Source organism: Anaerostipes faecis (genome assembly GCF_910574135.1).
Taxonomy (GTDB): Bacteria; Bacillota; Clostridia; order Lachnospirales; family Lachnospiraceae; genus Anaerostipes; species Anaerostipes hominis.
Genome location: NZ_CAJSYK010000003.1, coordinates 150,434 through 174,586, shown reverse-complemented (window position 1 = coordinate 174,586; position 24,153 = coordinate 150,434). Strand labels below are relative to the sequence as shown.

General features: G+C 45.8%; 23 protein-coding genes, 1 pseudogene and 1 riboswitch. Of the genes and pseudogenes, 19 read left to right on the top strand and 5 right to left on the bottom strand.

Annotated elements, in window-relative coordinates; genetic code table 11:
- Positions 1-157 precede the first annotated feature (157 nt).
- From QGT46_RS04170 to QGT46_RS04145, 6 genes are all read left to right on the top strand, one after another.
- Positions 158-1,642, top strand: coding sequence for a hypothetical protein (locus QGT46_RS04170; protein WP_287518697.1), 1,485 nt, complete (start codon positions 158-160; stop codon positions 1,640-1,642).
- A gap of 775 nt (positions 1,643-2,417) precedes the next feature.
- On the top strand, positions 2,418-3,752 hold the full coding sequence (locus tag QGT46_RS04165; RefSeq protein ID WP_024729266.1) for a 6-phospho-alpha-glucosidase: 1,335 nt from the start codon (positions 2,418-2,420) through the stop codon (positions 3,750-3,752).
- 19 nt (positions 3,753-3,771) lie between these two features.
- A complete protein-coding gene (locus QGT46_RS04160; RefSeq protein WP_024729267.1) occupies positions 3,772-4,257 on the top strand; it encodes a PTS sugar transporter subunit IIA in 486 nt (161 codons plus the stop codon).
- Positions 4,258-4,401: 144 nt separating this feature from the next.
- Positions 4,402-5,187, top strand: coding sequence for a MurR/RpiR family transcriptional regulator (locus QGT46_RS04155; RefSeq protein WP_148459082.1), 786 nt, complete (start codon positions 4,402-4,404; stop codon positions 5,185-5,187).
- A complete protein-coding gene (locus QGT46_RS04150; protein WP_148459083.1) occupies positions 5,165-5,923 on the top strand; it encodes a MurR/RpiR family transcriptional regulator in 759 nt (252 codons plus the stop codon). Before QGT46_RS04155 ends, QGT46_RS04150 begins: the two co-directional genes overlap by 23 nt.
- A 73-nt stretch (positions 5,924-5,996) precedes the next feature.
- On the top strand, positions 5,997-6,767 hold the full coding sequence (locus QGT46_RS04145) for a DeoR/GlpR family DNA-binding transcription regulator (RefSeq protein ID WP_148459084.1): 771 nt from the start codon (positions 5,997-5,999) through the stop codon (positions 6,765-6,767).
- A gap of 283 nt (positions 6,768-7,050) precedes the next feature.
- Here the strand turns inward: QGT46_RS04145 and QGT46_RS17215 are convergent.
- The 3 genes and pseudogenes from QGT46_RS17215 to pflA all read right to left on the bottom strand — a co-directional run.
- Positions 7,051-8,164, bottom strand: a pseudogene (locus tag QGT46_RS17215) (ABC-F family ATP-binding cassette domain-containing protein); the annotation flags it as partial.
- Between the two features lie 258 nt (positions 8,165-8,422).
- Positions 8,423-10,654: a formate C-acetyltransferase gene (gene pflB, locus QGT46_RS04135; RefSeq protein ID WP_148459085.1), complete on the bottom strand. Its 2,232-nt coding sequence runs from the start codon at positions 10,652-10,654 to the stop codon at positions 8,423-8,425.
- Positions 10,648-11,373: a pyruvate formate-lyase-activating protein gene (gene pflA, locus QGT46_RS04130; RefSeq protein ID WP_148459086.1), complete on the bottom strand. Its 726-nt coding sequence runs from the start codon at positions 11,371-11,373 to the stop codon at positions 10,648-10,650. Before pflA ends, pflB begins: the two co-directional genes overlap by 7 nt.
- 195 nt (positions 11,374-11,568) lie before the next feature.
- Positions 11,569-11,653, bottom strand: a riboswitch (ZMP/ZTP riboswitch).
- Positions 11,654-11,820: 167 nt separating this feature from the next.
- Here pflA and spoIIR point away from each other — a divergent pair.
- Positions 11,821-12,423, top strand: coding sequence for a stage II sporulation protein R (gene spoIIR / locus QGT46_RS04125; protein ID WP_024729274.1), 603 nt, complete (start codon positions 11,821-11,823; stop codon positions 12,421-12,423).
- Positions 12,424-13,287: 864 nt separating this feature from the next.
- On the opposite strand, the gene QGT46_RS04120 is transcribed toward spoIIR, so the two are convergent.
- Together QGT46_RS04120 and QGT46_RS04115 are read right to left on the bottom strand one after the other, a co-directional pair.
- Complete coding sequence (locus QGT46_RS04120) at positions 13,288-13,905, bottom strand: class I SAM-dependent methyltransferase (RefSeq protein WP_024729275.1); 618 nt, start codon at positions 13,903-13,905, stop codon at positions 13,288-13,290.
- Positions 13,906-13,958: 53 nt separating this feature from the next.
- Positions 13,959-14,897, bottom strand: coding sequence for an AEC family transporter (locus QGT46_RS04115; protein ID WP_024729276.1), 939 nt, complete (start codon positions 14,895-14,897; stop codon positions 13,959-13,961).
- 179 nt (positions 14,898-15,076) lie between these two features.
- Here QGT46_RS04115 and QGT46_RS04110 point away from each other — a divergent pair, with 179 nt between their 5' ends.
- From QGT46_RS04110 to QGT46_RS04055, 12 genes are all read left to right on the top strand, one after another.
- A complete protein-coding gene (locus QGT46_RS04110) occupies positions 15,077-15,925 on the top strand; it encodes a Rossmann-like and DUF2520 domain-containing protein (protein ID WP_148459088.1) in 849 nt (282 codons plus the stop codon).
- Positions 15,922-16,749, top strand: a complete 828-nt coding sequence (gene panB, locus QGT46_RS04105; protein ID WP_148459089.1) for a 3-methyl-2-oxobutanoate hydroxymethyltransferase — start codon at positions 15,922-15,924, stop codon at positions 16,747-16,749. Before QGT46_RS04110 ends, panB begins: the two co-directional genes overlap by 4 nt.
- 10 nt (positions 16,750-16,759) lie before the next feature.
- Complete coding sequence (panC, locus tag QGT46_RS04100) at positions 16,760-17,596, top strand: pantoate--beta-alanine ligase (protein WP_024729279.1); 837 nt, start codon at positions 16,760-16,762, stop codon at positions 17,594-17,596.
- Positions 17,597-17,607: 11 nt separating this feature from the next.
- A complete protein-coding gene (gene panD, locus QGT46_RS04095) occupies positions 17,608-17,997 on the top strand; it encodes an aspartate 1-decarboxylase (protein ID WP_024729280.1) in 390 nt (129 codons plus the stop codon).
- Positions 17,998-18,006: 9 nt separating this feature from the next.
- Positions 18,007-19,194, top strand: a complete 1,188-nt coding sequence (coaBC, locus tag QGT46_RS04090; RefSeq protein WP_148459090.1) for a bifunctional phosphopantothenoylcysteine decarboxylase/phosphopantothenate--cysteine ligase CoaBC — start codon at positions 18,007-18,009, stop codon at positions 19,192-19,194.
- 78 nt (positions 19,195-19,272) lie between these two features.
- A complete protein-coding gene (locus tag QGT46_RS04085) occupies positions 19,273-20,766 on the top strand; it encodes a sensor histidine kinase (RefSeq protein ID WP_148459091.1) in 1,494 nt (497 codons plus the stop codon).
- Positions 20,759-21,448, top strand: a complete 690-nt coding sequence (locus QGT46_RS04080; RefSeq protein ID WP_006568425.1) for a response regulator transcription factor — start codon at positions 20,759-20,761, stop codon at positions 21,446-21,448. The genes QGT46_RS04085 and QGT46_RS04080 overlap by 8 nt, the downstream gene beginning before the upstream one ends.
- Before the next feature lie 8 nt (positions 21,449-21,456).
- Complete coding sequence (locus QGT46_RS04075) at positions 21,457-22,173, top strand: RluA family pseudouridine synthase (RefSeq protein WP_148459092.1); 717 nt, start codon at positions 21,457-21,459, stop codon at positions 22,171-22,173.
- 24 nt (positions 22,174-22,197) lie between these two features.
- The gene (hisA, locus tag QGT46_RS04070) at positions 22,198-22,971 is read left to right on the top strand and encodes a phosphoribosylformimino-5-aminoimidazole carboxamide ribotide isomerase (protein WP_148459093.1); all 774 of its coding nucleotides are present in this window, start codon (positions 22,198-22,200) and stop codon (positions 22,969-22,971) included.
- A gap of 16 nt (positions 22,972-22,987) precedes the next feature.
- Positions 22,988-23,473: a hypothetical protein gene (locus QGT46_RS04065; protein ID WP_034550680.1), complete on the top strand. Its 486-nt coding sequence runs from the start codon at positions 22,988-22,990 to the stop codon at positions 23,471-23,473.
- An 82-nt stretch (positions 23,474-23,555) separates the two neighbouring features.
- A complete protein-coding gene (locus QGT46_RS04060; protein WP_301589682.1) occupies positions 23,556-23,726 on the top strand; it encodes a hypothetical protein in 171 nt (56 codons plus the stop codon).
- Positions 23,727-23,734: 8 nt separating this feature from the next.
- Positions 23,735-24,091, top strand: a complete 357-nt coding sequence (locus QGT46_RS04055) for a carbohydrate kinase family protein (protein WP_301589680.1) — start codon at positions 23,735-23,737, stop codon at positions 24,089-24,091.
- Positions 24,092-24,153 lie beyond the last annotated feature (62 nt).

Here is a 24,153-nt window from a genome sequence, read left to right as displayed (position 1 = left end):
ATAACTTCTCGGAATCTTCAGCCCTGATTTTATAAGGCTTTCAGACCCTATCTCAAAAAAATCACCCACTTTTTTTAAAAACACTTGACAAATCGCTCAAAATTTGCGGCGAAGCCGATTGATTATATTTTATTTCAATTGACTGGAGGCGATTTCTTTGTTACCTACTAATCCCGGCGGACATGCCGCCTATCAGGATACTTTCGTATCCGAGTTTCTGAATTTTTATCCTGATCCCTTTGTGCTTTCCAAAAACACCTGGGATTATATCGTGCAGTTCTGGTATCTCGATCTTTCACCTACTGATTCTATCATGCGGGACTGCTACTCTGTCTTTGGACCGGAACCCCGGCTTCCTTCCTGCATGCTGCGTTCTTACCTGCTTGCCCTGAAACTGAAAGTGACTTCCATTACCGTCTGGTGCCGTATGCTCCGGGAAACTCCCCTTTATGCCATCCTCAGTGGCTTCCCTTTCGGAGATACTCCCGGTGTTGGTACCTTTTACGATTTCTTCTCCCGTATTTGGCAGGATGACTCCAACAACTCTTCTCCGAAAGACCGGTTTCCTAAAATGAAACCCCTTAAGGGAAAAAAGAAAGGCGATAAGACTCCCTGCGATTCTTCCAGTACAGCTTCAAAACTTCTTCCTTTGTTGGAACGCTGGCACTTTAAAGCGGATAATCCTTTTTATCTGATATTCCGTCTTTATCATCAGCAGTTCCTAAGCCTTTCTGTCCGTAAAGGCCTGATTGATCCGGAGCACCTTGCTCTGGCCGGTGACGGAACTCCTGTCCGTACTGCTGCTCAGCAACGGAAAAAAAGGATCTGCGGCTGTAAGGAAAAGGGCCGTTCTTCCTGTAACTGCAAGCATCATTATTCCCAACCGGACTGTAACTGGGGATGGGACTCCCACCGGGAATGCTATTTCTTCGGTTACCACCTCTACATGTATGTGGCTTCTGATTCCTACAGCGATCTCCCTGTATTTCCGCTTTTAGAAAGAGCGTCCCGACATGATATGCTTTCTTTTCTTCACTCCTTTTTTACAATGAAAGCATACCTCCCGGAATTCCGTATTGAGAAACTCCTCCTGGATTCCGCCCATGATGCTTATGCTGTCTATGAATACTGCCGGAAGGAAAAGATCTCTCCTTTTATTGACCTCAATCCTGGCCACACCGGACATTTTACCTATAAGGACGATTTCACTATTGACGGCGATGGTGTCCCTGTCTGTAAGCTGGGCTTACGCATGCACAAAGATGGATATGAGGTTGCCAAACACCGGGCAAAATACCGGTGCCCGAAATCAAACCGCAAATGCGGCTGCTTCTGTGAGCATCCCTGCTCACCGGCGAAATACGGCAGAACCGTACACATCTTCACCGATGATAATCCAAGGTTATTTAACATACCGCCAAGGGACAGTAAAGCATGGGAAAAGGAATATGACAGAAGGACTTCCGTGGAACGCTCCAACAAGCGTGAGAAAGAAGACTATAAACTAGAAGACGGCAGACACCGCTCTACGAAGATGTGGTACTGCCGCCTCTACGGCATCATGATGCTGCAACATCTTGATGCCTGGGAAATGCCGCCAACGGAGGCATTTCAAGAATCATTATTAAGTTTAGCCGCTTAATGATGATATCTTACCCCATACCATAGAATTTTTCAAGGCATAGCTTCCTCTATGTCCAACGTTTATGCCCTTTTTTGCCAAATCTCTATTCCTGCACGATATTCAGTTTTCAAATTTCAGTTAGAATCTCATTCATTGAGATTCCGAGAAGTTATGATTACAGTTTTTAGGAGAGAAAGAATCGGGGCCCTGTTTCTGTTCTGCTTATCTGTAATATCATTATAACGAAAAAATACAGATAAAAATATAAGATTACTGCTGCTTTATATCACTATCCTGCCATTTGCGTCGGTATTCTTTTGGTGAACATCCCATGGTTTCCCGAATGCGTGTGCGATCTGAGAGACCGTCAGTTTTTCAGAATAATGCTCCTGAACGTACTGCATTATGGATTTTATTTTTTTTGAGTCCAGAGATTTTGTGGCGTGCAGGACGTTGGAATTGACCAGACCGCCGGAACCGGCAGGAAAGCTCATTTTTCCGCCCGGAGTGTGATATTCCAGAGTTTCTTTTTGGATATAAAATAATCCGGCCTCCTTATGCAGTGCCAGGGGATCTGACCGCCGATACAGCGGTCAAACTCTACATAGGAACAGGTATATGGAAAATCCGGGCCAAAATCCGGGAAATGTGAAAATTCACAGCTTTTGTTCTGTGTCACGGAACCAATGACCGCTCCCTAAACCCGGCAAATCTATTGTCACCGGATGCTTTTGGGGTGTACTATTTGGTCAGTGAAGAAAACAACAAAGCAAATGCTAGGAGGATGTTGATTATGACAAAGAAGAAATATGCAGTTACAGTGGCAGGAGGAGGCAGCACATTTACACCGGGTATCGCTCTGATGCTCTTAGAGCACATGGACCGTTTTCCAATCAGAAAAATCATGTTTTACGACAATGACGCCGAGAGACAGGAAGTAGTGGCACAGGCATGCCGGATTTACCTGAAAGAGCATGCACCGGAAATTGAATTTGGATATACGACGGACCCGGAGACTGCATTTACAGACATTGATTTCGTACTGGCACATATCCGGGTAGGGAAATATGCCATGAGAGAGCTGGATGAAAAAATTCCGTTAAAATACGGAGTGCTCGGACAGGAGACCTGCGGACCGGGAGGAATTGCCTACGGAATGCGTTCCATAGGCGGCGTTATCGAGATTTTAGATTATATGGAACAGTATTCTCCGAATGCCTGGATGCTGAACTACTCAAATCCGGCAGCCATCGTTGCGGAGGCTACCAGGAGGCTGCGTCCCGATTCCAAGATCCTGAACATCTGCGACATGCCGATCGACCTGGAAGAGAAAATGGCAGATATGTGCGGGCTGTCTTCCAGAAAAGAGATGCAGGTCGGATATTATGGGCTGAACCACTTCGGATGGTGGCATAAGATTTATGACAATAACGGAAATGATCTGATGCCGCAGATTAAAGAGCATATGAAAGCAAACGGTTTTGCGGACGCATTGTCCGATACAAACCAGCATGTGGACGAAAGCTGGGTACATACCTTCCAAAAGGCAAGAGATGTCTACGCAGTAGATCCGGAGACGATCCCGAATACCTACTTAAAATATTATCTGTTCCCTGATTATGTGGTAGAAACCTCTGATCCGGAGTACACAAGGGCCAATGAAGTCATGGACGGACGGGAGAAATTTGTGTTCGGAGAGTGCAGGCGGATTGTAGAAAACGGCACAAGCAAAGGATGTGCGTTTGAGGCGGATGCACATGCAACTTATATCGTTGACCTCGCCTGTGCCATCGCTGAGAATACACAGGAAAGATTCCTCCTGATCGTTCCGAATGAAGGGGCAGTGGAAAACTTTGACCGCACAGCCATGGTTGAGATTCCCTGTATCGTAGGCTGCAACGGATATGAAAAGATCTGCCAGGGAGCAATTCCTCAGTTCCAGAAAGGATTGATGGAACAGCAGGTAAGTGTAGAAAAACTGACAGTGGAAGCGTGGATCGAGGGAAGCTATCAGAAACTGTGGCAGGCGCTGACTCTTTCAAAGACAGTTCCGAGTGCAAGGATTGCAAAACTGATTTTGGATGACCTGATCGAAGCAAACAAAGACTTCTGGCCGGAACTGAAATAAGTCAAATGGGAGGTATGGGATGTTCGGATTTTTAAAGGGAAAAAGTAAAAAAGAGAAGATTTTTTATTCCATGGTAACAGGAAAGAGTATTGATCTTTCTGAGGTAGATGATGAAATGTTTGCAGGAAGGGTTCTGGGTGACGGGATTGCTGTCTGGCCGGAGGAGGATGTGTTTTCGGCTCCCTGCACCGGTACAGTGACTACGGTGACGGATACAAAGCATGCCATCGGTCTTGAGAACGGTGACGGTGTTCAGGTGCTCATTCATATCGGACTGGACACGGTAAAACTTGATGGAAAGGGCTTTGAAACTTATGTGGAGCCAGGACAGAAGGTAAAAGTCGGTGATCCCCTTGTAAAGGTGGACCGTCAGATGCTCAGGGAAGAAAAAATTCCGGACGTCTCCATGCTGGTTTTCATAGAACCAAACGGACATAAACTGACCAAATTTTATACACGACAGACAGTGGAGGCGGGAACAAGTCCTCTGGTGGAATACGAGTAGGAAATTTCTCCATTATTGCAAGGCAGGTATCATGAGGATATCTGCCTTCTTGCATCAATGGACAAAATGTGGGAAATAGAGTAAAATTAGGGTAAGATTCAGGAACCAGAAGGCGGCGGAAGCATTTATGAGGTAGATGTCTTTATGAAATTAGATGAACTGGTGAACAAGCATTACGGACAGCTCAATGAAAATGATTTATACATATGGAATTACATATTTTCACACAGGAAAGAGTGTGAAAAGCTTACCATAGACCAGCTGGCTTTTAAGTGCAGTGTGTCGAGAACAACAGTCCTGCGGTTTGCCCAGAAACTGTCCTTAAAAGGCTACGGTGAACTGAAGGTCTTTTTAAAGCTTGACAATCAGGAAGCAAAGGAAAACATCAGACATGTGGACATGGTCTGTGAGTCTTACCGCCGGGTGATCGACAGCATGAAAGAAAAGGACTGCACAGATATTTTAAGGAAGTTTGACCAGGCAGAGAATATCTATGTGTATGGGATCGGCATGATCCAGTCCTCTATTAAAAAAGAGTTAAAGCGGACCTTCATGATGAGCGGGAGACTGATCTATGATCTGAGCGGATATGAGGAGGCGGAAAGGCTCCTCAGTATTGTCGCAGAGGACGACTTGTTCATCATCATATCTGTGTCAGGAGAGAATGAATTTATCAATAATTTTACTAGAAACTTAAAGATTCGGGGCGTCTCTGTGCTGTCCATCACGAAGCTTCGGGAAAATACGCTGGCACATATGGCGGACTATGCTCTCTACGTTACTGAGACGGTGTTTTCCCAGCCGTTCAGTCACATAGAGTATGATTCTCTCACATCATATTTCATTTTGATTGAGATTTTATTTTTAAAGTACATGGAATATAAGACAAAAAAAGAGGAGATAGCGGATGAGGCTGGAAACCCTGATTGAAGAAAATTATGATAAACTGAATGAAAATGATTTGAGCATCTGGAACTATATTCTGCGGCATAAGAAGGAGTGTCAGACCATGTCGATCCAGGAGTTGGCAAAACAGTGCCATGTGTCCCACACAACAGTCTCAAGATTTACTCATAAACTGGGGATGGAAGGCTACGGGGAACTGAAGATTTTTTTGAAATGGGACAGCCGGGAGGAGGAATCCTTCGATGTGAGGGAGATCGAGCGGGTCTACCAGGACTACATAAAGACTCTGGATATGATGAAGGGCAGGGACTGTTCTGATGTCTCAGAGATGCTTTCCAAGGCCGGAAGCATATATGTATACGGAACAGGAGCGGTCCAGAAAAATGCTGCAAGAGAGTTAAAGAAGAACCTGCTTTTCCTGGACTATTTATGTAATTTGATTGAAGGACGGGATGAAATAAAGATGGTGCTGGAAATCGTAAAAGAGGGAGATGTATTTTTTCTGTTTTCTCTTTCCGGTGAAAATGCCTTTGTCAATGAGCTGACAGGCAGGCTGAAAGCAAAGGGTGTCAAAATCATCTCTGTGACAAAAGTGGGGAATAATGAGCTGTCGCGGCTCAGCGATATCAGCCTTCAGTTCTATGCTCATCCGGTGCTGAAGGGAAGGTGTAATTCCGATGTATATATGACGGCTCAGTTTTTTGTGGTCAATGAGTTTTTACTTTTAAAGGGATTGGAGTATGGAAGAAGTGAAGAGTGAATTCTAAAAGGTACAATAGACGGTCTTTCTCTTTTCTGTTAAAATAAAAAGAAAAATCAGGTGGTGACAGATCATGTTTGTAGAAGAAAGACAGCAAAAGATTCTTGAACTTTTGCATGAAAATCAGAAAGTAAAAGTAAAAGAGCTGAGCCGGATGTTTGAGGTTACAGAAGACTGTATCCGGAAAGATCTGGCCAGTATGGAAGGCCGCGGCCTTTTAAAGCGTGCCTATGGAGGTGCTGTTTTGACGGAAGGCATGCACCCGGGGCACAGCAATGCGGTTTCTTCAAGGAAGGAAACGAACCTGAAAGAAAAACAGAGGATTGCAAAAAAAGCGGTAAAGCTGATCAGCGACGGGGATGTGGTTTTTTTGGACACATCCACAACGAACCTGGAGGTTGCGTGGGAAATCATCCGTTCTAAACGGAAAGTGACGGTCGTAAGCTGTATGCTGGATATCGCAAATCTGTTCGCAGCAGACGGAAACACTGGATTTATACTTTTAGGAGGAGAGTTCAACCGTTCTCAAATTGGGTTCCTGGGTTCGCTGACCCTTTCTATGATGGAGAACTTCAGATTTGATCTCTGCTTTATGGGTGTTGTCGGAGCGGATATAAAAGGAAATGAAGTCACTACCTATGTTCCGGAGGACGGAGCCATGAAGCGGAAGGCCATCGATAAAAGCCGCAGAAGATATCTGGTGATGGAGACAAAAAAGTTTGATTTCCAGGCAAATTATGTCTTCACAGATTTCACACAGGTAGATGGGGTGATCTGTGAGAAGGAGCCTCAGGAAGAGATAAGAGAAGTGCTGAGAGAATATGGAACAGAAATCATAGTATGACAGTTTCTGCATGATCTCCGCTCGATTTTTGAAATGTATGGATAAATAAGATCATAGGCAAAGTATCTGTAAAATATGGACAGATACTTTGCCTGTTATATTTATTGTTTGGTGTACTTTGTTAATTGAACATCAATATTCCGCCCTTGATACATTACGCGTATGATGGTCACTGTTCGGCCCGCTTGTATGTCGGAATATCCCTTTTCTAATTCTGTATTCATCTTTACATTTTCATTATATGGATTTGTCAGCACAAAAGTAATACAAATTAAAATTATTTTTATATTTGTACCACCCTGTCCACCCAGCCGCGGTAAAAATTCTCTTCATGAGATACAAGAAGTACGGTGCCCGTGAATTTTTTCAATGCGTCTTTCAATGCTTCTTTGGCCGCTGAATCCAGGTGGTTTGTGGGTTCATCCATAATCAGGAAATTACATGGGTTTAGTGTCAGCAGACATAACTTTACTTTGCACTGTTCTCCTCCGCTTAATGACCCGATCTCCTGTCCGGCATGACGGCTGGAAATGCCGCAGTGTGCAAGACGCTGACGTACTTTTTTTATCGGGAGGGAGGGATAACAGTCAGACACGATCTGAAGCGGTGTCATGGTCATATCATCCCATAACAGATCGATACTGGTAGCCGACAGACAGATGTCTCACAAAGAGATGGTCGGTATTTGTCAAGGGGAGCTGCGAAAAGTTAAATTGAGGACATCTCTCAGTTATATCCGGATCTTCCATACGCTCAATTCTTTTTAACTGCTTTTGACGCCCTCTGGCCATTTTTGATTTCCGTCCGGCAATATTTTTGCGGATAAATTCTTCTGTTTCTTTAATTTTTTTCTGCTGGGATGAATATTGGCGCACATATTCTTCCTGAAGAAACGTCTTCTTTTTTAAAAATTCTGAATAAGAGCCGTAATATTTTGTGAGTCTGCCGTTATGAATATCACAAATACGGTTGACGCTTCTCTCTAAAAAGTCATGGTCGTGGGAGACGGCCATAAAAGCATTGGGAAGCCCCGAAAGATAGTCTGCAAGCCATGAGACATGTTCTTTATCCAGAAAATTCGTCGGTTCATCCAGCAGCAGGACAGAAGGCTGTTCCAGCAAAAGTTTAGCGAGGATGACTCTGGCCCTCTGGCCTCCGCTGATTTCTTCTACCTGGCGTTCAAGACCTATGGAGAGGAGTCCCAGTCCGGCGGCTGCCTGTTCAATTCGAGTATCGATCTGATAAAAGTCATGAAGTTCTAATTGTTCCTGGAGCCGTGCGGCGGCAGAGAGTGCTTTTTCATCTCCGGCCGCTGCTTTTGAATACAGCAGGTTCATTTGCTCCTCTTTTATATAAAGAGACTGGAAAGCAGATTTTAAAAAATCTGAGATCGTTATCCTTTCCTATCATATAAAAAGACAGAAGACAAAATACATTACTGTATCTGCCTTCTGCCGTATCTTAGAGTCGGTGTATTATAAAACAACAAAAGGCCGCGGACAAAACATTGTCCGCAGCCTTATAGCATGGGATTTTTCGGGAAAACGGGTATCCAAATAAGAACTGCTCATGCAGCCGCAGATGATTCTTGATTCGGATCTGTCTCCCGATGAAATCTTAAAGCGGGCAGGTGCCGCCATACTCTGCAAAATGTCCTACATCCCTTCGTGGAATGTTCGTCTCACAACTTCTTCCTGCTGTTCTCTGGAAAGCTTATTAAAGTTTACTGCATATCCGGAAACACGGATCGTCAGTGTCGGATATTTGTCCGGATGTTCCATGGCATCAATCAATGTCTCGCGGTTGAATACGTTGACATTCAGGTGATGAGCGCCCTGTACAAAGTAACCGTCCAGGATATTTGCAAGATTTTCTTCTCTCTGGCCCTGATCTTTTCCTAAGGCCTCCGGTACAATGGAGAAGGTGTTGGAAACACCATCCTGGCATACGTCGCGGTAAGGGATCTTGGCTACGGAATTTAGAGAAGCCAGAGCGCCGCTGTTGTCCCGTCCGTGCATTGGGTTTGCACCAGGAGCAAGAGGCTCTCCTAATTTTCTTCCGTCCGGTGTGGAGCCCGTTTTCTTTCCATACATAACATTGGATGTGATGGTAAGCGCAGATAATGTATGGATGGCATTTCTATAGATCGGATGTTTCTTTAATTCCTCAGAGAATAAAGTGACAGTGTTGACGGCCAAGTCGTCTGCCCGGTCATCGTCATTGCCGTATTTCGGGAAGTCTCCTTCAGTCTCAAAATCTACAGCCACACCGTTTTCATTGCGGACCGGTTTTACAGTGGCATATTTGATCGCTGATAAGGAGTCTGCCGCGATGGAAAGACCTGCCACGCCGTATGCTGCAATACGCTCCATATTGGTATCGTGCAGTGCGAACTGGCTCGCCTCGTAGGCATATTTGTCATGCATATAATGGATGATATTTACTGTGTCAACGTATAATTCGGCCACATAAGAAAGAACCTTTTTGTAGTTTGCCCAAACTTTTTCGTAGTCCAATACTTCATCGGTGATCGGCTCGATGCCCGGAATGACTTCAATGCCCTTTTTCTCATCGATGCCGCCGTTGATTGCATACAGCAGGGATTTGGCAAGGTTACAGCGCGCTCCGAACAGCTGGGTCTGTTTTCCGACTTTCATAGCAGACACACAGCAGGCGATAGCATAATCATCTCCGTAAATCGGTCTCATGACATCGTCATTTTCATACTGGATAGAGTCTGTGTCAATGGAAACTTTGGAGCAGAACTTCTTGAAGTTCGCCGGAAGCTTTTCAGACCAGAGGACAGTCAGGTTCGGCTCCGGAGCTGTTCCCAAATTATAAAGAGTATGGAGATAACGGAAAGAAGTCTTTGTTACAAGCGGTTTGCTGTTGATTCCGATGCCGCCGATGGACTCTGTGATCCAGGTAGGGTCTCCTCCGAATAATTCATCGTACTCCGGTGTCCTTAAATGTCTTACAAGACGAAGCTTGATGATAAACTGGTCGATCAGTTCCTGGGCGTCTTTCTCCGTCAGAACGCCGTTTTCCAGGTCGCGCTGAATATAAATATCAAGGAAAGTGGAAGTACGTCCGAGGGATGTAGCCGCACCGTTGTTTTCTTTTACACCGGCAAGGTAAGCCATATATACGGCCTGAACAGCCTCTTTGGCGTTGGATGCGGGTTTAGAGATATCCACTCCGTAGGAAGCAGCCATTTCTTTGATCGCTCCTAAAGCACGGATCTGCTCGGATACTTCCTCTCTTGCACGGATGCGGTCTTCGCTCATCGGTCCGTCTAAGGCATCCAGATCACGTTTCTTTTCTTCAACGAGATAATCAATTCCATAGAGGGCGGCACGGCGGTAGTCTCCGATTACACGTCCTCGTCCGTATGCATCCGGAAGCCCTGTCAAAAGACCGGCAGTCCTTGCAAGTCTTGTGCGCTGCGGATAAGCATCAAAGACACCTTCGTTGTGTGTCTTGCGGTATTCATTGAAGTGACGGTCAATTTCCGGATTCAGCTTGTATCCGTACTGCTCCAGAGAAGAATGGGCCATTCTCTTTCCGCCGTATAAGTTTACGATACGTTTTAACGGAGCATCTGTCTGAAGACCGACGATGACTTCATTTTCTTTGTCGATATATCCGGGAGCAAAGTTTGTGATGCCGGAGATGATGTCAGTTTCTACATCTAAAACTCCGCCTTTTTTTGTTTCTTCGGAAAGCAGTTCTTCGCATTTGTTCCACACTTTTTCCGTTTTTTCTGAAACACCTGCCAGGAAAGAGTCATCGCCCTCATATAACGTATAATTTTTCTGTATAAAGTCCCTTACGTTGGTTTCCTTTGTCCATTTTCCATCTTTAAAGCCATTCCATTCTTTTAACATTGTTTTCCTCCATATTGATCAAAATAGGTTTCCTGAAGTTGTTTGGTACGTTCCTTGTCCATTGCCGGAACTCCTTTGAGTGGGTAAGAAAGATTCATTACCTCATATTTGTTGGCACCGAGCAGATGATAGGGAAGAAGCTCTACCTTTTCTACGTTTGGTATGCGGTCTATGTATTCCTTTAATTCCTGCATGTGCTCTTCGCTGTCTGTAAGTCCCGGAACTACGACATGGCGGATCCATAGTTTCGTGCTGTTCCGTTCCAATGCCTTTAGAAATTCGTTGAACCGCTCCATCGGTCTTCCTGTCATAGACTCGTAAGCCAGTTCGGTTATTTCTTTGAGGTCTAAAAGTACCAGATTCGTGTAAGAGAGGATCTCATCATAATCTCCCTGTCCGAAGCCTGCGGTGTCAATGCACGTATGGATACCTTCCTGTCTGCAGAGTTTCAGGGTCTTAAGCAAAAACTCCGGCTGCATCAGCGGCTCTCCGCCCGAAAAGGTCACTCCGCCGTTCTGTTTAAAGTACGGCTTAAAGCGGGAAATCTTTTTCACCAGTGCCTCCGGAGTTATCTCTTCACCGCCCTGAAACTCCCAGGTGTCGGGGTTATGGCAGAACTTACACCGAAGGGCACAGCCCTGGAAAAAGACTACGCTGCGGATGCCCGGGCCGTCCACTAATCCCATGGATTCCATGGAATGGATGTGTCCAACAATCATAGGAACCTCCTGTAAAAATGTTGATTGGCTGCCTGGGATACGAGTATAAGCGGTTTATGGAAGGACAAAGTAGGCAAGCCCACACCTCATCTCCCCAACACCCCACTCTTTGAGGGGCTTGACAACTTTGCGTGTCAGATGCGATTTGCCAAAAGCAAATAATTTCCTTTGAAATAAAAAAAGCCGCACGTCCAGGCAGAGTGCCCAGACGGTCGGCTAAAAATTCATTGTCATACTTCCTGTGGTAAACTCCACTTGTCCGTCAGTCATATGACTTATGTCTTTAAAATACTATACCTGGCACCGGAATGTCAACCCCGGAATCGAAATATTTAATGTAAAATTTTTAGCCGGCTCCATCATAACCTGGATGCTTCTGCCTGTCTACCGGGTATCTGATAAAAGTTTTCATGTTTAAAATTCAGAAAATCCGGGCATGTTCATAGTATGAAGAAGAAATCAAACATCTGGATGTTTTTCCTTGCCGCCGCAGTGATCTTCTCTGTGGTCTGGGCAAAAGAGGAAGACGACAAAGCGGATCAGAAAATAAAACAGGGAGTCGTGCGGTTCCATATACGGGCAAATAGTAACAGCAGGAAAGACCAGGCAGAGAAACTCCTGGTCAGGGATCAGGTAGTGGCATATCTGAAGCCCTGTATGGAGCAGGCCAAAACAAAAGAAGATGCAAAGAGAATCCTTGACAGCAGGAAAAAGGATATTGCCAAAGTGGCAAAGGCCACGCTGCAAAAGAGGGGAAGGGATCTTCCGGTCAAAGTCTATCTGACCAGAGAGAAGTTTCCCGAAAAAGACTATGGCAGCTACGTATTTCCCGAGGGAACCTACGATGCACTGAGAATTGATCTCGGAAATGCCAGTGGACATAATTGGTGGTGTGTCATGTTTCCGGACCTTTGCATTACCAAAGAGAGTGAAGCGGCAAAAGACGAAAATACCAGAAAAAAACTGGAGCAGCAGGTAGGAAAAAAAGGAGTGAAAAAGCTGGAAAGGAAGAAGGAGAAGCTGCCCTGGTTTTTGAAATGGCTGGAGTAGAGAGGTAATATTTACTAAATAAATATATAAAAAGTTAACTACTTTTTTCGTTGATATTTGTTGTAAAAACAGGTATAATAAAGTTACAAAAGTTTTAAAAATTTATAATAATACATTTTATTTCCAACACGGCTGAGAGGGGCAGAAAGTGAAGGAGATGGTATGGATGAAAAAGATTTCAAAGAGGCATACGGTATGGTAGATCAATTATTTTTATAGGTCTCTGCTGCTCATAACAGCAGGGATTCTGATGCTTTTGGCCTTCCTGCTGCTCCTCCGGTAACTGCAGACGATTACATATCAAAATACAAAGAGGGAATTTTACAGGTGTATTCTGTAAACTTTCCTCTTTTATTTCATTTCATAGGAAAGTTCTATGACCTTCCCTATGAAATAAAAACGCTCCGTGGGTTGTGCACAGATGCGTAAGGAAATTATTTGCCTGCGGCAAATTGCATCTGGCACGCAAAGTTGTCAAGCACCTCAAAGAGTGAGAGGCTGGGGAGATGAGGTGTGGGCTTGCCCACTTTGTCCTTTCTCTGTGAGAAAGCAAAAAACATAAAGAGTGCACTATCTGGGAACCATAAAAACAAATGATGAAACAGGCACAACTTTTATGCTGCCCAAAACGTCTAATTATTAAATACGGATGTAAGGAGAATCTACAAATGAAGAAAAAAATAAAAAAAGATAAACTAAAAGAAATGAAGGATTTTTACCGTTCAGTCCTGCTGATTTCACTTGGCATCACTATGATCCTGATCTTCCAGGCAATGCTCATGTAGACAGAAAATCATGGACGATTCAGCTGATGAAAAAGACACGCCGCTAAAGCGTGTCTTGCGGTATGTATGTTTGGACTGCTTAATCCTCAGGCAAAGGTTTCTTTGCAGAGATCAACAGCAGTTTTTTCAGCTTATGTACACGAAACTTTGTGAGTCCCGCTGCCTTGAACATGCCAAGAATTTCATGAGTGGACGGCCGTTTCACCTTACAGGAAGGAAGAAGCCTGTCCGCCACGTTGCCGGTGATTCTTATTACCTCCGGGAATGCAACGACACCGATGTAAAGCCTTCCGCCAGGAGTCAGGAGATCGGCCGCTTTCTGAATGAACTCCGCCTGGTCGGGGAAGTGATGGAATGCGCTGCACACAGTTATGATGCGAAATGTATTGTCCTCAAAATCCAGGTCATCGCTGCTGCCTACCTGGAAATGCAGGTCGGGATAATCTTCACTGGCCCTGCGGATCATCTCTCCGGAGATGTCGACTCCATATCCTTCAGCGTTTCTCCAGCGTGTGAGTCCGGCGAGCAGCGCTCCGGTCCCGCATCCCACATCCAGAATTTTATCATTGTCGCGGACACATATCTTTTTGATCATCTCCTGTTCCAGAGAAGCCGCCATCTTACCGCTGATGGTCTTTTCATAATTTTCAGCCTTTTTATCGTAAATTTTTGCAGAACGTTCTTTTACATTTTTCATAGGTACGTCCTCTCTTTCTTCATCTTACTCTATTATTCTTTACAATGATTATATCAGATAAACGAAAACATCCGCAACAGATAAACCCAAAATGTGAGGCTGACAGAAGAAAGTACGGTTGCAGCCACCACAATACTGGAAGTCAGTACATGGTCGTTGTCCATGGCCTTCGCCATTACATAGCAGCTCACGGTAGTCGGTGAGCCGAGCATGATCAGAATTGCGATCAGCCCTTCATTCCGGAAACCGAAAAAAACAGCAAACGGAAGAAAGATGAGAGGCAGTATAAAAAGCTTGATGACTGCGGCAGCCATCGTAGGCCGGATTTTTTTCAAAGCCTTTGCGCCCTCAAAACCTGCGCCGACACAGAGCAGTGCCACCGGAGTTGCGGTGACAGAAAGTTCGTTTAAGCATTTATCGATGATCGGCGGAAAATCCACGGACAGATAGGAAAACGGAAGTCCGGCAAGAATTCCCAGAATGATAGGGTTTTTCGCGATATTAATCAGCGCGGATTTCATGCTGCCTGTGCCGGAACCCGATCCCCTGACTGTCAAAACGATGACAGAAAAGATATTATAAAGAGGTACACTGGCAACGATCATCAGCGGTCCCATAGTAGAATGCCCGTAAATATTCTCGATGAAGGCGATTCCCAGGATGGCGGCACTGCCCCGGAAAGAGGCCTGGACAAACGCCCCGGTCATGGACTTGTCCTTTAAGAAAATTTCTGCAAAGATCCAGATGCCGGAAAACATCAGAGTGGTGACGATCATGCAGAAAAAAAAGTATTTAAGATCAAAGGCCTGTTTCAGCGGTGCACCGGAAATATCCCGGAATAAAAGGGCTGGGAGGGCCGCGTTAAAGACAAATTTATTGGCCGTGTTTACAAAGTTTTCGTTAAACCATCCCTTTTCCTTCAGAAACCATCCGAGAAAGATCATAAAAAAGATAGGGACAGTCGAATTTAAGCTGAAAATAAAATCATTCATAAGTATCCTCCGGGTGAGATTATAGCAAATAAAAAAGAACAATTCAAACATGGCAATTTTTCTTGCTAAATGCAAATTGAGGTGATATAGTACCCTTGGATGGTATTCCTTAGAGAAATCATACCAGTGATCGAATCTTATGAAGGACATCACCTCAAGAAGGCAGGTGATTATTCCGTATGAAAGCAGGGTTTATCGGGGCAGGCAAAGCAGGCTGTTCCCTTGGCAGGTATTTCGTACATTACGGCATCCCTCTGGCAGGGTATGCCAGCCGCAACAAGGCTTCAGCCCAGGCGGCGGCAGACGCAACACACACACAAAGTTTTGATTCATTTGACAAATTATTATCAATGTGTGATGTTCTTTTCATTACTGTTCCCGACGGTCAGATCAAAGACGTGTGGGAGCAGATCAGAGCTTTTCCGGTCCGGGAAAAGTTTATCTGTCACTGCAGCGGTTCCCTAAGTTCCGCTATTTTCTCTGAAATAACCGAAGCAGGGGCTTACGGCTATTCTATCCATCCAATGTTTCCATTTAACAGTAAGAAAACTTCATATGAAGATCTTTCTGAAGCCTTGTTTACCCTTGAGGGTGACAGGGAGCACAGAGATCAGATGCTCTCATTTTTAAGCGTGTTGCCCAACCCGGTCGTGGAGATCGAGGCGGAGCACAAGGTTCGCTATCATGCGGCCGCGGTCATGGCGTCCAACCAGATGGCGGCGCTGATGAACCGGGCTTTAAGGATTCTTGAAAGCTGCGGATTCAGTGAGCAGGAGGGCCTTATGGCGCTTGCTCCTCTTGTCCGGCCGAATCTTGAAAATATTCTTCGTTCGGGGCCGAAAGTAGCTTTGACAGGACCGGTGGAGCGAAATGATGCAGCTACTGTGGAAAAGAATTTAAATGCTCTTTCCGGAGAAGAGAAGGAGATCTACCTTCCTCTGTGCAGGGAGCTGATAAGGATTGCGAAAAGCAAATATCCGATGAGAAGCTATGAACATATGGAGAGAATATTGGAGGAAGAACATTGAAGAACACAGTAAGTACATTTCAGAAGATGAAAGAAAAGGGAGAGAAGATCTCCATGCTCACAGCATATGACTATTCCACGGCCAGGCTGTTTGACGAGGCCGGCATTCATTCGATCCTAGTGGGAGATTCCCTGGGGATGGTTATGCTCGGCTATGACACGACGATCCCGGTGACTGTGGAGGACATGATCCACCACGGCGCTGCGGTTGTGAGGGGAGCAAAGAATGCGCTTGTCGTAGTGGATATGCCATTTATGTCCTACCAGACGTCTGTATACGATGCAGTGGTCAATGCCGGAAGGATCATGAAAGAGACAGAAGCTACGGCAGTTAAGCTGGAAGGCGGAAAGGACGTGTGTCCGCATATCGAGGCCATTGTGAAGGCTTCCATCCCGGTCGTGGCCCACGTAGGCCTTACTCCGCAGTCTGTAAACGCCTTTGGAGGATTTAAAGTACAGGGCAAAAGCAAAGAAGCGGCGAAGAAGCTTCTGGAGGATGCCCTGGCAGTAGAAGCAGCCGGAGCATTTGCGGTCGTGCTGGAGTGCGTTCCTGCAAAACTTGCAAAGCTTATTTCTGAGAAACTCCGCATTCCGACCATCGGCATCGGCGCAGGGGCAGACTGTGACGGTCAGGTCCTCGTTTACCAGGATATGCTGAATATGTACAGGGATTTTGTACCGAAGTTTGTAAAGCAGTTCGGAAACGCAGGCCCGGTCATGAAAGAGGCAGTGCAGGAGTATGTCAGGGCAGTAGGAGACGGGACATTTCCGGAAGAACAGCATACATTTGCGATCGACGACGATATTATAGAGAAGTTGTATTAAGGAGAGGATCATGAAGATTGTCAGTACAGTAGATGATGTCAGGAAACAGATAAAAGAATGGAAGATGCAGGGGCAGAGCGTCGGATTCGTGCCGACCATGGGGTATCTCCATGAAGGGCATAAAAGTCTGGTAGATTGTGCACGAAAAGAAAACGACAGAGTCGTCGTGAGTATTTTTGTAAATCCGATGCAGTTTGGCCCGGCGGAGGATCTGGCCGATTATCCGAGAGACCTGGAACATGACGCACAGATCTGTGAGAGTGCAGGGGCAGATCTGATCTTTCATCCGGAACCGGAGGAGATGTATGCCGGCGACTTTTGCTCTTTCGTTGATATGAGCGTTTTGACGGAAGGACTCTGTGGGAAAACAAGGCCGGTGCATTTCAGGGGAGTCTGCACGGTTGTCACGAAGCTTTTCAATATTGTCACTCCGGACAGAGCCTATTTCGGACAGAAGGACGGCCAGCAGCTGGCGGTGATCAGACGCATGGTGAGAGATCTGAATATGGATATCCGGATCGTGGGCTGTCCGATCGTAAGAGAAGAAGACGGACTCGCCAAGAGTTCCAGAAATACATATCTTTCACCGGAGGAAAGAAAAGCCGCATTGATTCTGAGTCAGGCGGTGCGGCTGGGAGCAGAGCTTGCAAAGACCGAAAAGGATGCTGAGAAGGTTGTCCTGGCCATGAAGGATAAGATACAGACAGAACCGCTGGCAAGGATTGATTATGTTGAGGCGGTGGACGCTCTGTCCATGCAGCCGGTGAAGACACTGGAAGGCGGCTGTATGCTGGCTATGGCAGTTTATATCGGAAAAACAAGACTGATCGACAATGTGTTAGTGTAAGGAGAAAGATGATGAAGCTTACGATGTTAAAAGGAAAGATCCACAGGGCCACGGTGAGACAGGCAGAACTGGACTATGTGGGAAGTATCACGGTGGACCCCGAACTTTTGGAGGCAGCAGGCATTCTGGAATATGAAAAGGTGGCCATCGTTGATATCAATAACGGCAGCAGGTTTGAGACATACACCATTGCCGGAGAGCCCGGAAGCGGCATGATCTGTTTAAACGGGGCGGCGGCCCGGTGTGTATCCCAGGGAGACAAGATCATTATAATGTGTTATGCTGAAATGACGCCGGAAGAGGCAAAAGAGCACAAACCAAAAGTAGTGTTTGTAGATGACAATAATAAGATCACCCGTCTGACCAGCTATGAAAAACATGGCCGGCTGGAGGATATGTAGGAGAAGACTATGCTGAGTGGAAAAACAATCGTCTTGGGTGTCACGGGAAGCGTGGCGGCCTATAAGATGGCTAACATGGCGAGCATGCTGATAAAAAGGGGATGCGAAGTCCATGTGATCATGACAGAAAATGCAACCAACTTCATCAATCCCATTGCATTTGAATCACTGACCAATACAAAATGTCTGGTGGAAACCTTTGACCGGAATTTTCAATTTCATGTGGCGCATGTGTCACTGGCAAAGAAAGCAGATGCCATGCTGATCGCTCCGGCTTCCGCCAATGTGATCGGAAAGATCGCAGGTGGAATTGCAGATGACATGCTGACAACCACCGTAATGGCATGCAAAAGTCCCGTCCTGATCGCGCCTGCTATGAATACAAATATGTATGAGAATCCAATCCTTCAGGATAATCTTGAGAAACTCAGAACATACGGTTATACGGTTATCGAGCCGGCCAGCGGACATCTGGCCTGCGGGGATACAGGTGCGGGGAAAATGCCCTCTGAGGAAGTCCTCATGGCTTATATTGAGCGGGCTGTGCACCGGCCGAAGGATCTTGCAGGAAAAAAGGTGCTGATTACTGCCGGACCCACGAGAGAGGCGATTTGTCCTGTGCGGTATATCACCAATCACTCGACAGGGAAGATGGGCTATGCCCTGGCAAAGATGGCAATGCTCCGGGGTGCTGATGTGACCCTGGTTACCGGCCCGGTAGAGATTGAGCCGCCGATGTTCGTTACCACAGTGCCGGTTGTAAGTGCAGCCGATATGTATGAGGCTGTCATGAGCAGAAAAAAGGAACAGGACATCATCATTAAATCGGCGGCTGTGGCAGATTATACTCCGGCCCGGGTAAGCGATGAGAAGATGAAAAAGACCGATGGGGATATGTCCATTCCTCTAGTCCGGACAAAAGATATTTTACAGGAGCTGGGCCAAACAAAAGAAGAAGGCCAGTTTATCTGCGGATTTTCTATGGAGACCCAGAACATGCTGGAGAATTCCAGAAAGAAGCTTAAGAAAAAGCAGATAGATATGATTGTAGCCAACAATCTGAAAGAGTCCGGAGCGGGATTCGGGACGGATACAAATGTGGTGACGCTGATCACCGATGACCGGGAAAAACAGCTTCCCATCATGTCCAAAGAAGATGTGGCAGATGCCATTTTAAATTTTATTAAAACTTCATAAAACTTTATTCAAATACTCTTTTTCCCACCTTCCTATGATATAATAGAAGTACCAAAAGCAGCAGGAAGGTACGGGGTCATGAAAGTAGTGAACAAAGTAAGAATTATATTTTTGCCAGCGATTATACTGCCGATTTTCTTGATGGTAGTATCAATCGCTGCTTTAAGTGTAGGGTATATCCGCACAACCAACGAAAACATATATTCCAATGGAATCGAAGGATTCGCCAATCCATTGAAAACGATGAACAATGAGACGAAGTCCTGTTTCAACGACTTGAAGAGGAGTGCCATCGAGAATCCCGCGGCCTTTGAGGATACGGATTACCTGAACAGGATCAATCAGAGGCTAAAAGAAAAAGAGTCTTATCTGATCATCAGAAAAGGAAAGACAATCGTATATCGGGGAACAAAAGAAGATCACACCGAGACGGAGAAGAAACTTCCCGGGTTTGGGAGTGAGATCAGCAGCCAGGACAGCGGAGTATTTCTCGGGAAACCGGAAAATTTTCTTGTCAAGCAGCAGGACTTTCAGTATACCGACGGAAGCAAAGGCTCTGCGTTTATTCTGACAGATTTGGAGACAGTCCTGCCTCATTATAAGAATATTATAAGCCAGGTCTTCTTTTCGATTGTGGCGATCCTGATTCTTACCAGTTTTCTGCTTTCCTGGTTTATGTACTCTGAGTTCATAAGGCCGTTAAAGAAACTCAAAGAAGGTGCAGACCGGATCAAGGAGGGCAACTTAGACGACGATGTGGAGATCAACAGCAAGGATGAGATCGGGGAACTCTGTGCTTCCTTTAATGCCATGAGGGCGGAATTAAAAGAGTCTATTGAGGCAAGAATTATCTATGAAAAACAGAACCGTGACCTGATCAGCAACATTTCCCATGACCTGAAGACGCCGATCACAGCCATCAAAGGCTATGTGGAGGGGATCATGGACGGAGTGGCAGACACGCCGGAGAAGATGGACCGGTATATTAAGACGATCTACAACAAGGCCAACGACATGGATGTGCTGATCAATGAGCTGTCCCTGTATTCCAAGATCGATTCCAACATTATTCCTTATAATTTCAGGAAGATCGATATTAACGCCTACTTTAAAGACTGTGTGGATGAGATTGGTTCAGACCTGGAGCAGAAGGGAATGATGTTCTCATACAGCAACTACTGTTCCGCAAATGTAGCGGTGATGGCTGATCCTGAACAGTTAAAGCGGGTGATGAACAACATCATTAACAATGCCTGTAAGTATACCAATAAAGCGAAGGGCAAGGTCAGCATTACATTAAAAGAGCTGGACCGCAAGATCCAGGTTGCGATTAAAGACAACGGCATCGGTATTTCCAGGGAGGATCTGCCCAATATTTTCCGCAGAACCTACCGCGCGGATATGTCCAGGAATTCTGCCGGAGGCAGCGGACTGGGACTTTCCATCTGTAAGAAGATCATTGAAGAACATGGGGGAGAGATATGGGCGGAGAGCAAGCTGCGCTCCGGCACCACAATATTTTTTACATTAAATAAAATCGCAGACACCCAGGAGGAAGAGAGTAATGAGTAGAGTTTTAATTGTAGAAGATGAACTGGCCATCGCAGAGCTTGAGAAGGATTATCTGGAGCTGAGTTCTTTTGAAGTAGAGATTGAGACGGACGGAGAGAAAGGTCTGAAACTGGGCCTTACCGAAGATTTTGATATGATTATTCTGGACATTATGCTTCCGGGTGTGGATGGTTTCGAGATCTGCAAGCAGATCCGGGAGAAGAAAGATATTCCGATCCTGATGGTATCCGCCAAGAAGGAGGATATCGATAAGATCCGCGGACTGGGTCTGGGAGCAGATGATTATATCACAAAGCCGTTCAGTCCGAGCGAACTGGTTGCCAGAGTAAAGGCCCATCTAGAGAGATACCGCCGTCTGGTATCCAGCAACACCCAGGAAAATGATGTGGTGGAGATCCGCGGACTCAAAATTGATAAAACCGCAAGAAGAGTCTATCTGAACGGAGAAGAAAAGGCATTTACGACGAAAGAGTTTGACCTTTTAACTTTTCTTGCCAGCCATCCAAACAGGGTATTTACAAAAGAGGAATTATTTAATAAAATTTGGGATATGGAATCTCTCGGAGACATTGCCACGGTCACCGTCCATATTAAAAAGATTCGGGAGAAGATTGAACTTAACACTGCAAAGCCGCAGTATATCGAGACCATATGGGGTGTCGGATACCGGTTTAAGATGTAGGAGCAGTCATGAGAAGAAAAAGAGAAGTAAAGATACTTTACAAAGATCAGGATATTGCCGTCTGTGAAAAGCCGGCGGGGATGCCCACGGCCGATGACAAGAGCGGAGATATGGATGTATTTCACAGTCTTAAAAACCAGCTCTTTTTTGAGGAGAACCTTGACAGGGAACCGGAGCTCTATGTGATCCACCGGCTTGACCGTCCCGTGGGAGGCGTCATGTTGTTTGCCAGGACGAAGGAGGCGGCGGCAGAGCTGAGCCGCCAGATCAGGGAACATATATTTGAGAAGGATTATCAGGCCATTATAAACGGCTGGCTTCCTGAAGAGGACGGGGTATTTACGGATTATCTGTTGAAAGACGATAAGAAAAATACGTCCTGCACCGTGCCGGGGGAAACGCAGGGAGCAAAGAAAGCGGAGCTGTCTTACGAGGTTCTGGATATGGTGGAGACAGGAGAAGGGAAACTTACCTACTGCCTGATTCATCTCATGACCGGGAGACACCACCAGATCCGGGTCCAGTTTGCCGCCAGAGGCTTTGGACTTTACGGAGACACTAAATACAATAAGAAATTCCAAAAGACGAAGAAACAATACGAAGAGATAGGACTCTATGCTACCAGGATCAGTTTTCGGCATCCGGTGACCGGGGAGGCATGTACCTTTAAGGCGGAGCCGAAAGGGAAGGCATTTCGTATGCTGGAAGAGCTGGATGCCTGGTAGAGACACGAAAAGAGGGAAGGCGAAATGAAATTCAGGCCGTGCATTGATATTCATAACGGAAAGATTAAGCAGATTGTGGGAGGCAGCCTGTTAGACAAGGGAGACCATGCAGAAGAAAATTTTGTTTCCGTACATGACGGAAGTTTTTATGGTAAACTATACAGAAAGCACCGTTTATCCGGAGGACATATTATCATCCTGAACCCTAAAAGCTCAGAGTATTATGATGCGGATGTACGGGAAGCATTGGCGGCACTGCGTGAATTTCCGGGAGGACTTCAGGTTGGAGGCGGCATCACTGACGAGAACGCTTCCTTTTTTATCAAACAGGGGGCATCCCATGTGATCGTCACTTCCTATGTATTTTCCGGAGGGTTGATCCGGCTTGAGCGCCTGAGACAGCTTTCGAATATCGTCGGGCGGGAGCATCTGGTGCTGGATTTCAGCTGCAGGAAGAAGGGCGGAGAGTATTATATCGTCACAGACCGCTGGCAGAAGTTTACAGATGTCATTCTTACAAAAGAACGCTTAGAGGAGATGGAAGAATACTGCTCGGAATTTCTCGTTCATGGGGTCGATGTGGAGGGAAAGGGACAGGGCATTGACGAGGAACTGGTCCGGATTCTCGGAAGCTACATGGGAAACCCTGTAACATACGCGGGAGGCATAAAGGACTTTGCCGACCTTGAACTGATCAAAAGAGAAGGAAGAAACAGAGTGGATGTGACCGTCGGCAGCGCTCTGGATTTATTCGGCGGGCCTATGGAATTTGAGAGAGTCCTTGGTTATTGTGATTGATATTGGAGGAATATATATGAAACTATGGTATGAAGCCAGCAATTTTACTATACAGCCCCATTGGGTCATTCCGTTTGCAATTCTCGGAGTGATCGGGCTGATCCTTATTTTTGCGTCTAAGAAATCCTTTTTTAAGCTGCTTGGTGGAGTCTGCCTTGTGATCTGTGCCGTGACGGCTCTGAGATTCTGCTATGGGTATGTAAGGATCATCCACGCATATAAACAGGGGAACTACAAAACAATCGAAGGCTACGTAGAGAATTTTATTCCGGCGTCCAAGGGCGGGGAGACAAATGAAGATACGGAGCAGGAGAGCTTCGACATCAAAGGGTTACATTTTTCTTACGGAGACCGCTTTATTAAGAAGTTCGGGTATCATCTGCCTTCTACTCAGGGAGGATACATTAAGAAAGATGGACAGTATTTAAGACTCGGCTACATTGACACCGAAGACCAGGGATATGTCATTGTCAGGATTGAAGAGCGCAGAGCAAAAAAATAGGTGAACAGGAAAGCTGTACTATCCTTTTTGGGTGGCACAGCTTTTTATGTTATGAGGGTTATTTAGCAGTCAGGAGGTGCTTATGAAAAAGGTAGTAGTTGCAGGATACCTTTGTCTGGATATCACGCCTAAATTCCATGGCAGCCGGGAACAGCAAAAAGCTGCATCAGAGTGGTTTCTGCCGGGCAAGCTTCTGCAGGTCGGCGAAGCGTCTATCCATACCGGGGGAGCCTCTGGACCTGACACTGATTGAGGAAGACAGTGACGCGGCACAAATTGACTGGAAAGGGCATCGGGATGATAAAATGCGGTGTCAAAGGATTGTACTTAAAGACCGGAAGAAATTTAGAAATGCCGGAAGAATGGCAGAACAAAGAGCTGTTCGAGCCAGGCTTTCAGGCAGACATAGTCCGTTCCGCAGCGTGGGCAGGGGATGTGACGATTGCCGCTTTCCTTACAGGTCTTCTGGAGGGAAAAGACCCTGGCCGATGTCTTCAGCTCGGTGCAGCGGCGGGAGCCTCCTGTGTAACAGAGTATGACTCTTTGAACGGACTGCTGACCATGGAGGAAATGGAACAAAAGATAGACAAAGAATGGAAAAAGCTCTGCATGAAATAACAAAAACGACCGGTCATATTTGATCGGCCGCTTTTGCGGGTATATGTCATATTTTTAATTCT

Coding starts and splice junctions, on each gene's coding strand:
- QGT46_RS04165 (WP_024729266.1), top strand. CDS start 2,418: ATGACAAAGAAGAAATATGCAGTTACAGTGGCAGGAGGAGGCAGCACA.
- QGT46_RS04160 (WP_024729267.1), top strand. CDS start 3,772: ATGTTCGGATTTTTAAAGGGAAAAAGTAAAAAAGAGAAGATTTTTTAT.
- QGT46_RS04155 (WP_148459082.1), top strand. CDS start 4,402: ATGAAATTAGATGAACTGGTGAACAAGCATTACGGACAGCTCAATGAA.
- QGT46_RS04150 (WP_148459083.1), top strand. CDS start 5,165: ATGAGGCTGGAAACCCTGATTGAAGAAAATTATGATAAACTGAATGAA.
- QGT46_RS04145 (WP_148459084.1), top strand. CDS start 5,997: ATGTTTGTAGAAGAAAGACAGCAAAAGATTCTTGAACTTTTGCATGAA.
- pflB (WP_148459085.1), bottom strand. CDS start 10,654: ATGTTAAAAGAATGGAATGGCTTTAAAGATGGAAAATGGACAAAGGAA.
- pflA (WP_148459086.1), bottom strand. CDS start 11,373: ATGATTGTTGGACACATCCATTCCATGGAATCCATGGGATTAGTGGAC.
- spoIIR (WP_024729274.1), top strand. CDS start 11,821: ATGAAGAAGAAATCAAACATCTGGATGTTTTTCCTTGCCGCCGCAGTG.
- QGT46_RS04120 (WP_024729275.1), bottom strand. CDS start 13,905: ATGAAAAATGTAAAAGAACGTTCTGCAAAAATTTACGATAAAAAGGCT.
- QGT46_RS04115 (WP_024729276.1), bottom strand. CDS start 14,897: ATGAATGATTTTATTTTCAGCTTAAATTCGACTGTCCCTATCTTTTTT.
- QGT46_RS04110 (WP_148459088.1), top strand. CDS start 15,077: ATGAAAGCAGGGTTTATCGGGGCAGGCAAAGCAGGCTGTTCCCTTGGC.
- panC (WP_024729279.1), top strand. CDS start 16,760: ATGAAGATTGTCAGTACAGTAGATGATGTCAGGAAACAGATAAAAGAA.
- panD (WP_024729280.1), top strand. CDS start 17,608: ATGAAGCTTACGATGTTAAAAGGAAAGATCCACAGGGCCACGGTGAGA.
- coaBC (WP_148459090.1), top strand. CDS start 18,007: ATGCTGAGTGGAAAAACAATCGTCTTGGGTGTCACGGGAAGCGTGGCG.
- QGT46_RS04085 (WP_148459091.1), top strand. CDS start 19,273: ATGAAAGTAGTGAACAAAGTAAGAATTATATTTTTGCCAGCGATTATA.
- QGT46_RS04080 (WP_006568425.1), top strand. CDS start 20,759: ATGAGTAGAGTTTTAATTGTAGAAGATGAACTGGCCATCGCAGAGCTT.
- QGT46_RS04075 (WP_148459092.1), top strand. CDS start 21,457: ATGAGAAGAAAAAGAGAAGTAAAGATACTTTACAAAGATCAGGATATT.
- hisA (WP_148459093.1), top strand. CDS start 22,198: ATGAAATTCAGGCCGTGCATTGATATTCATAACGGAAAGATTAAGCAG.
- QGT46_RS04065 (WP_034550680.1), top strand. CDS start 22,988: ATGAAACTATGGTATGAAGCCAGCAATTTTACTATACAGCCCCATTGG.
- QGT46_RS04060 (WP_301589682.1), top strand. CDS start 23,556: ATGAAAAAGGTAGTAGTTGCAGGATACCTTTGTCTGGATATCACGCCT.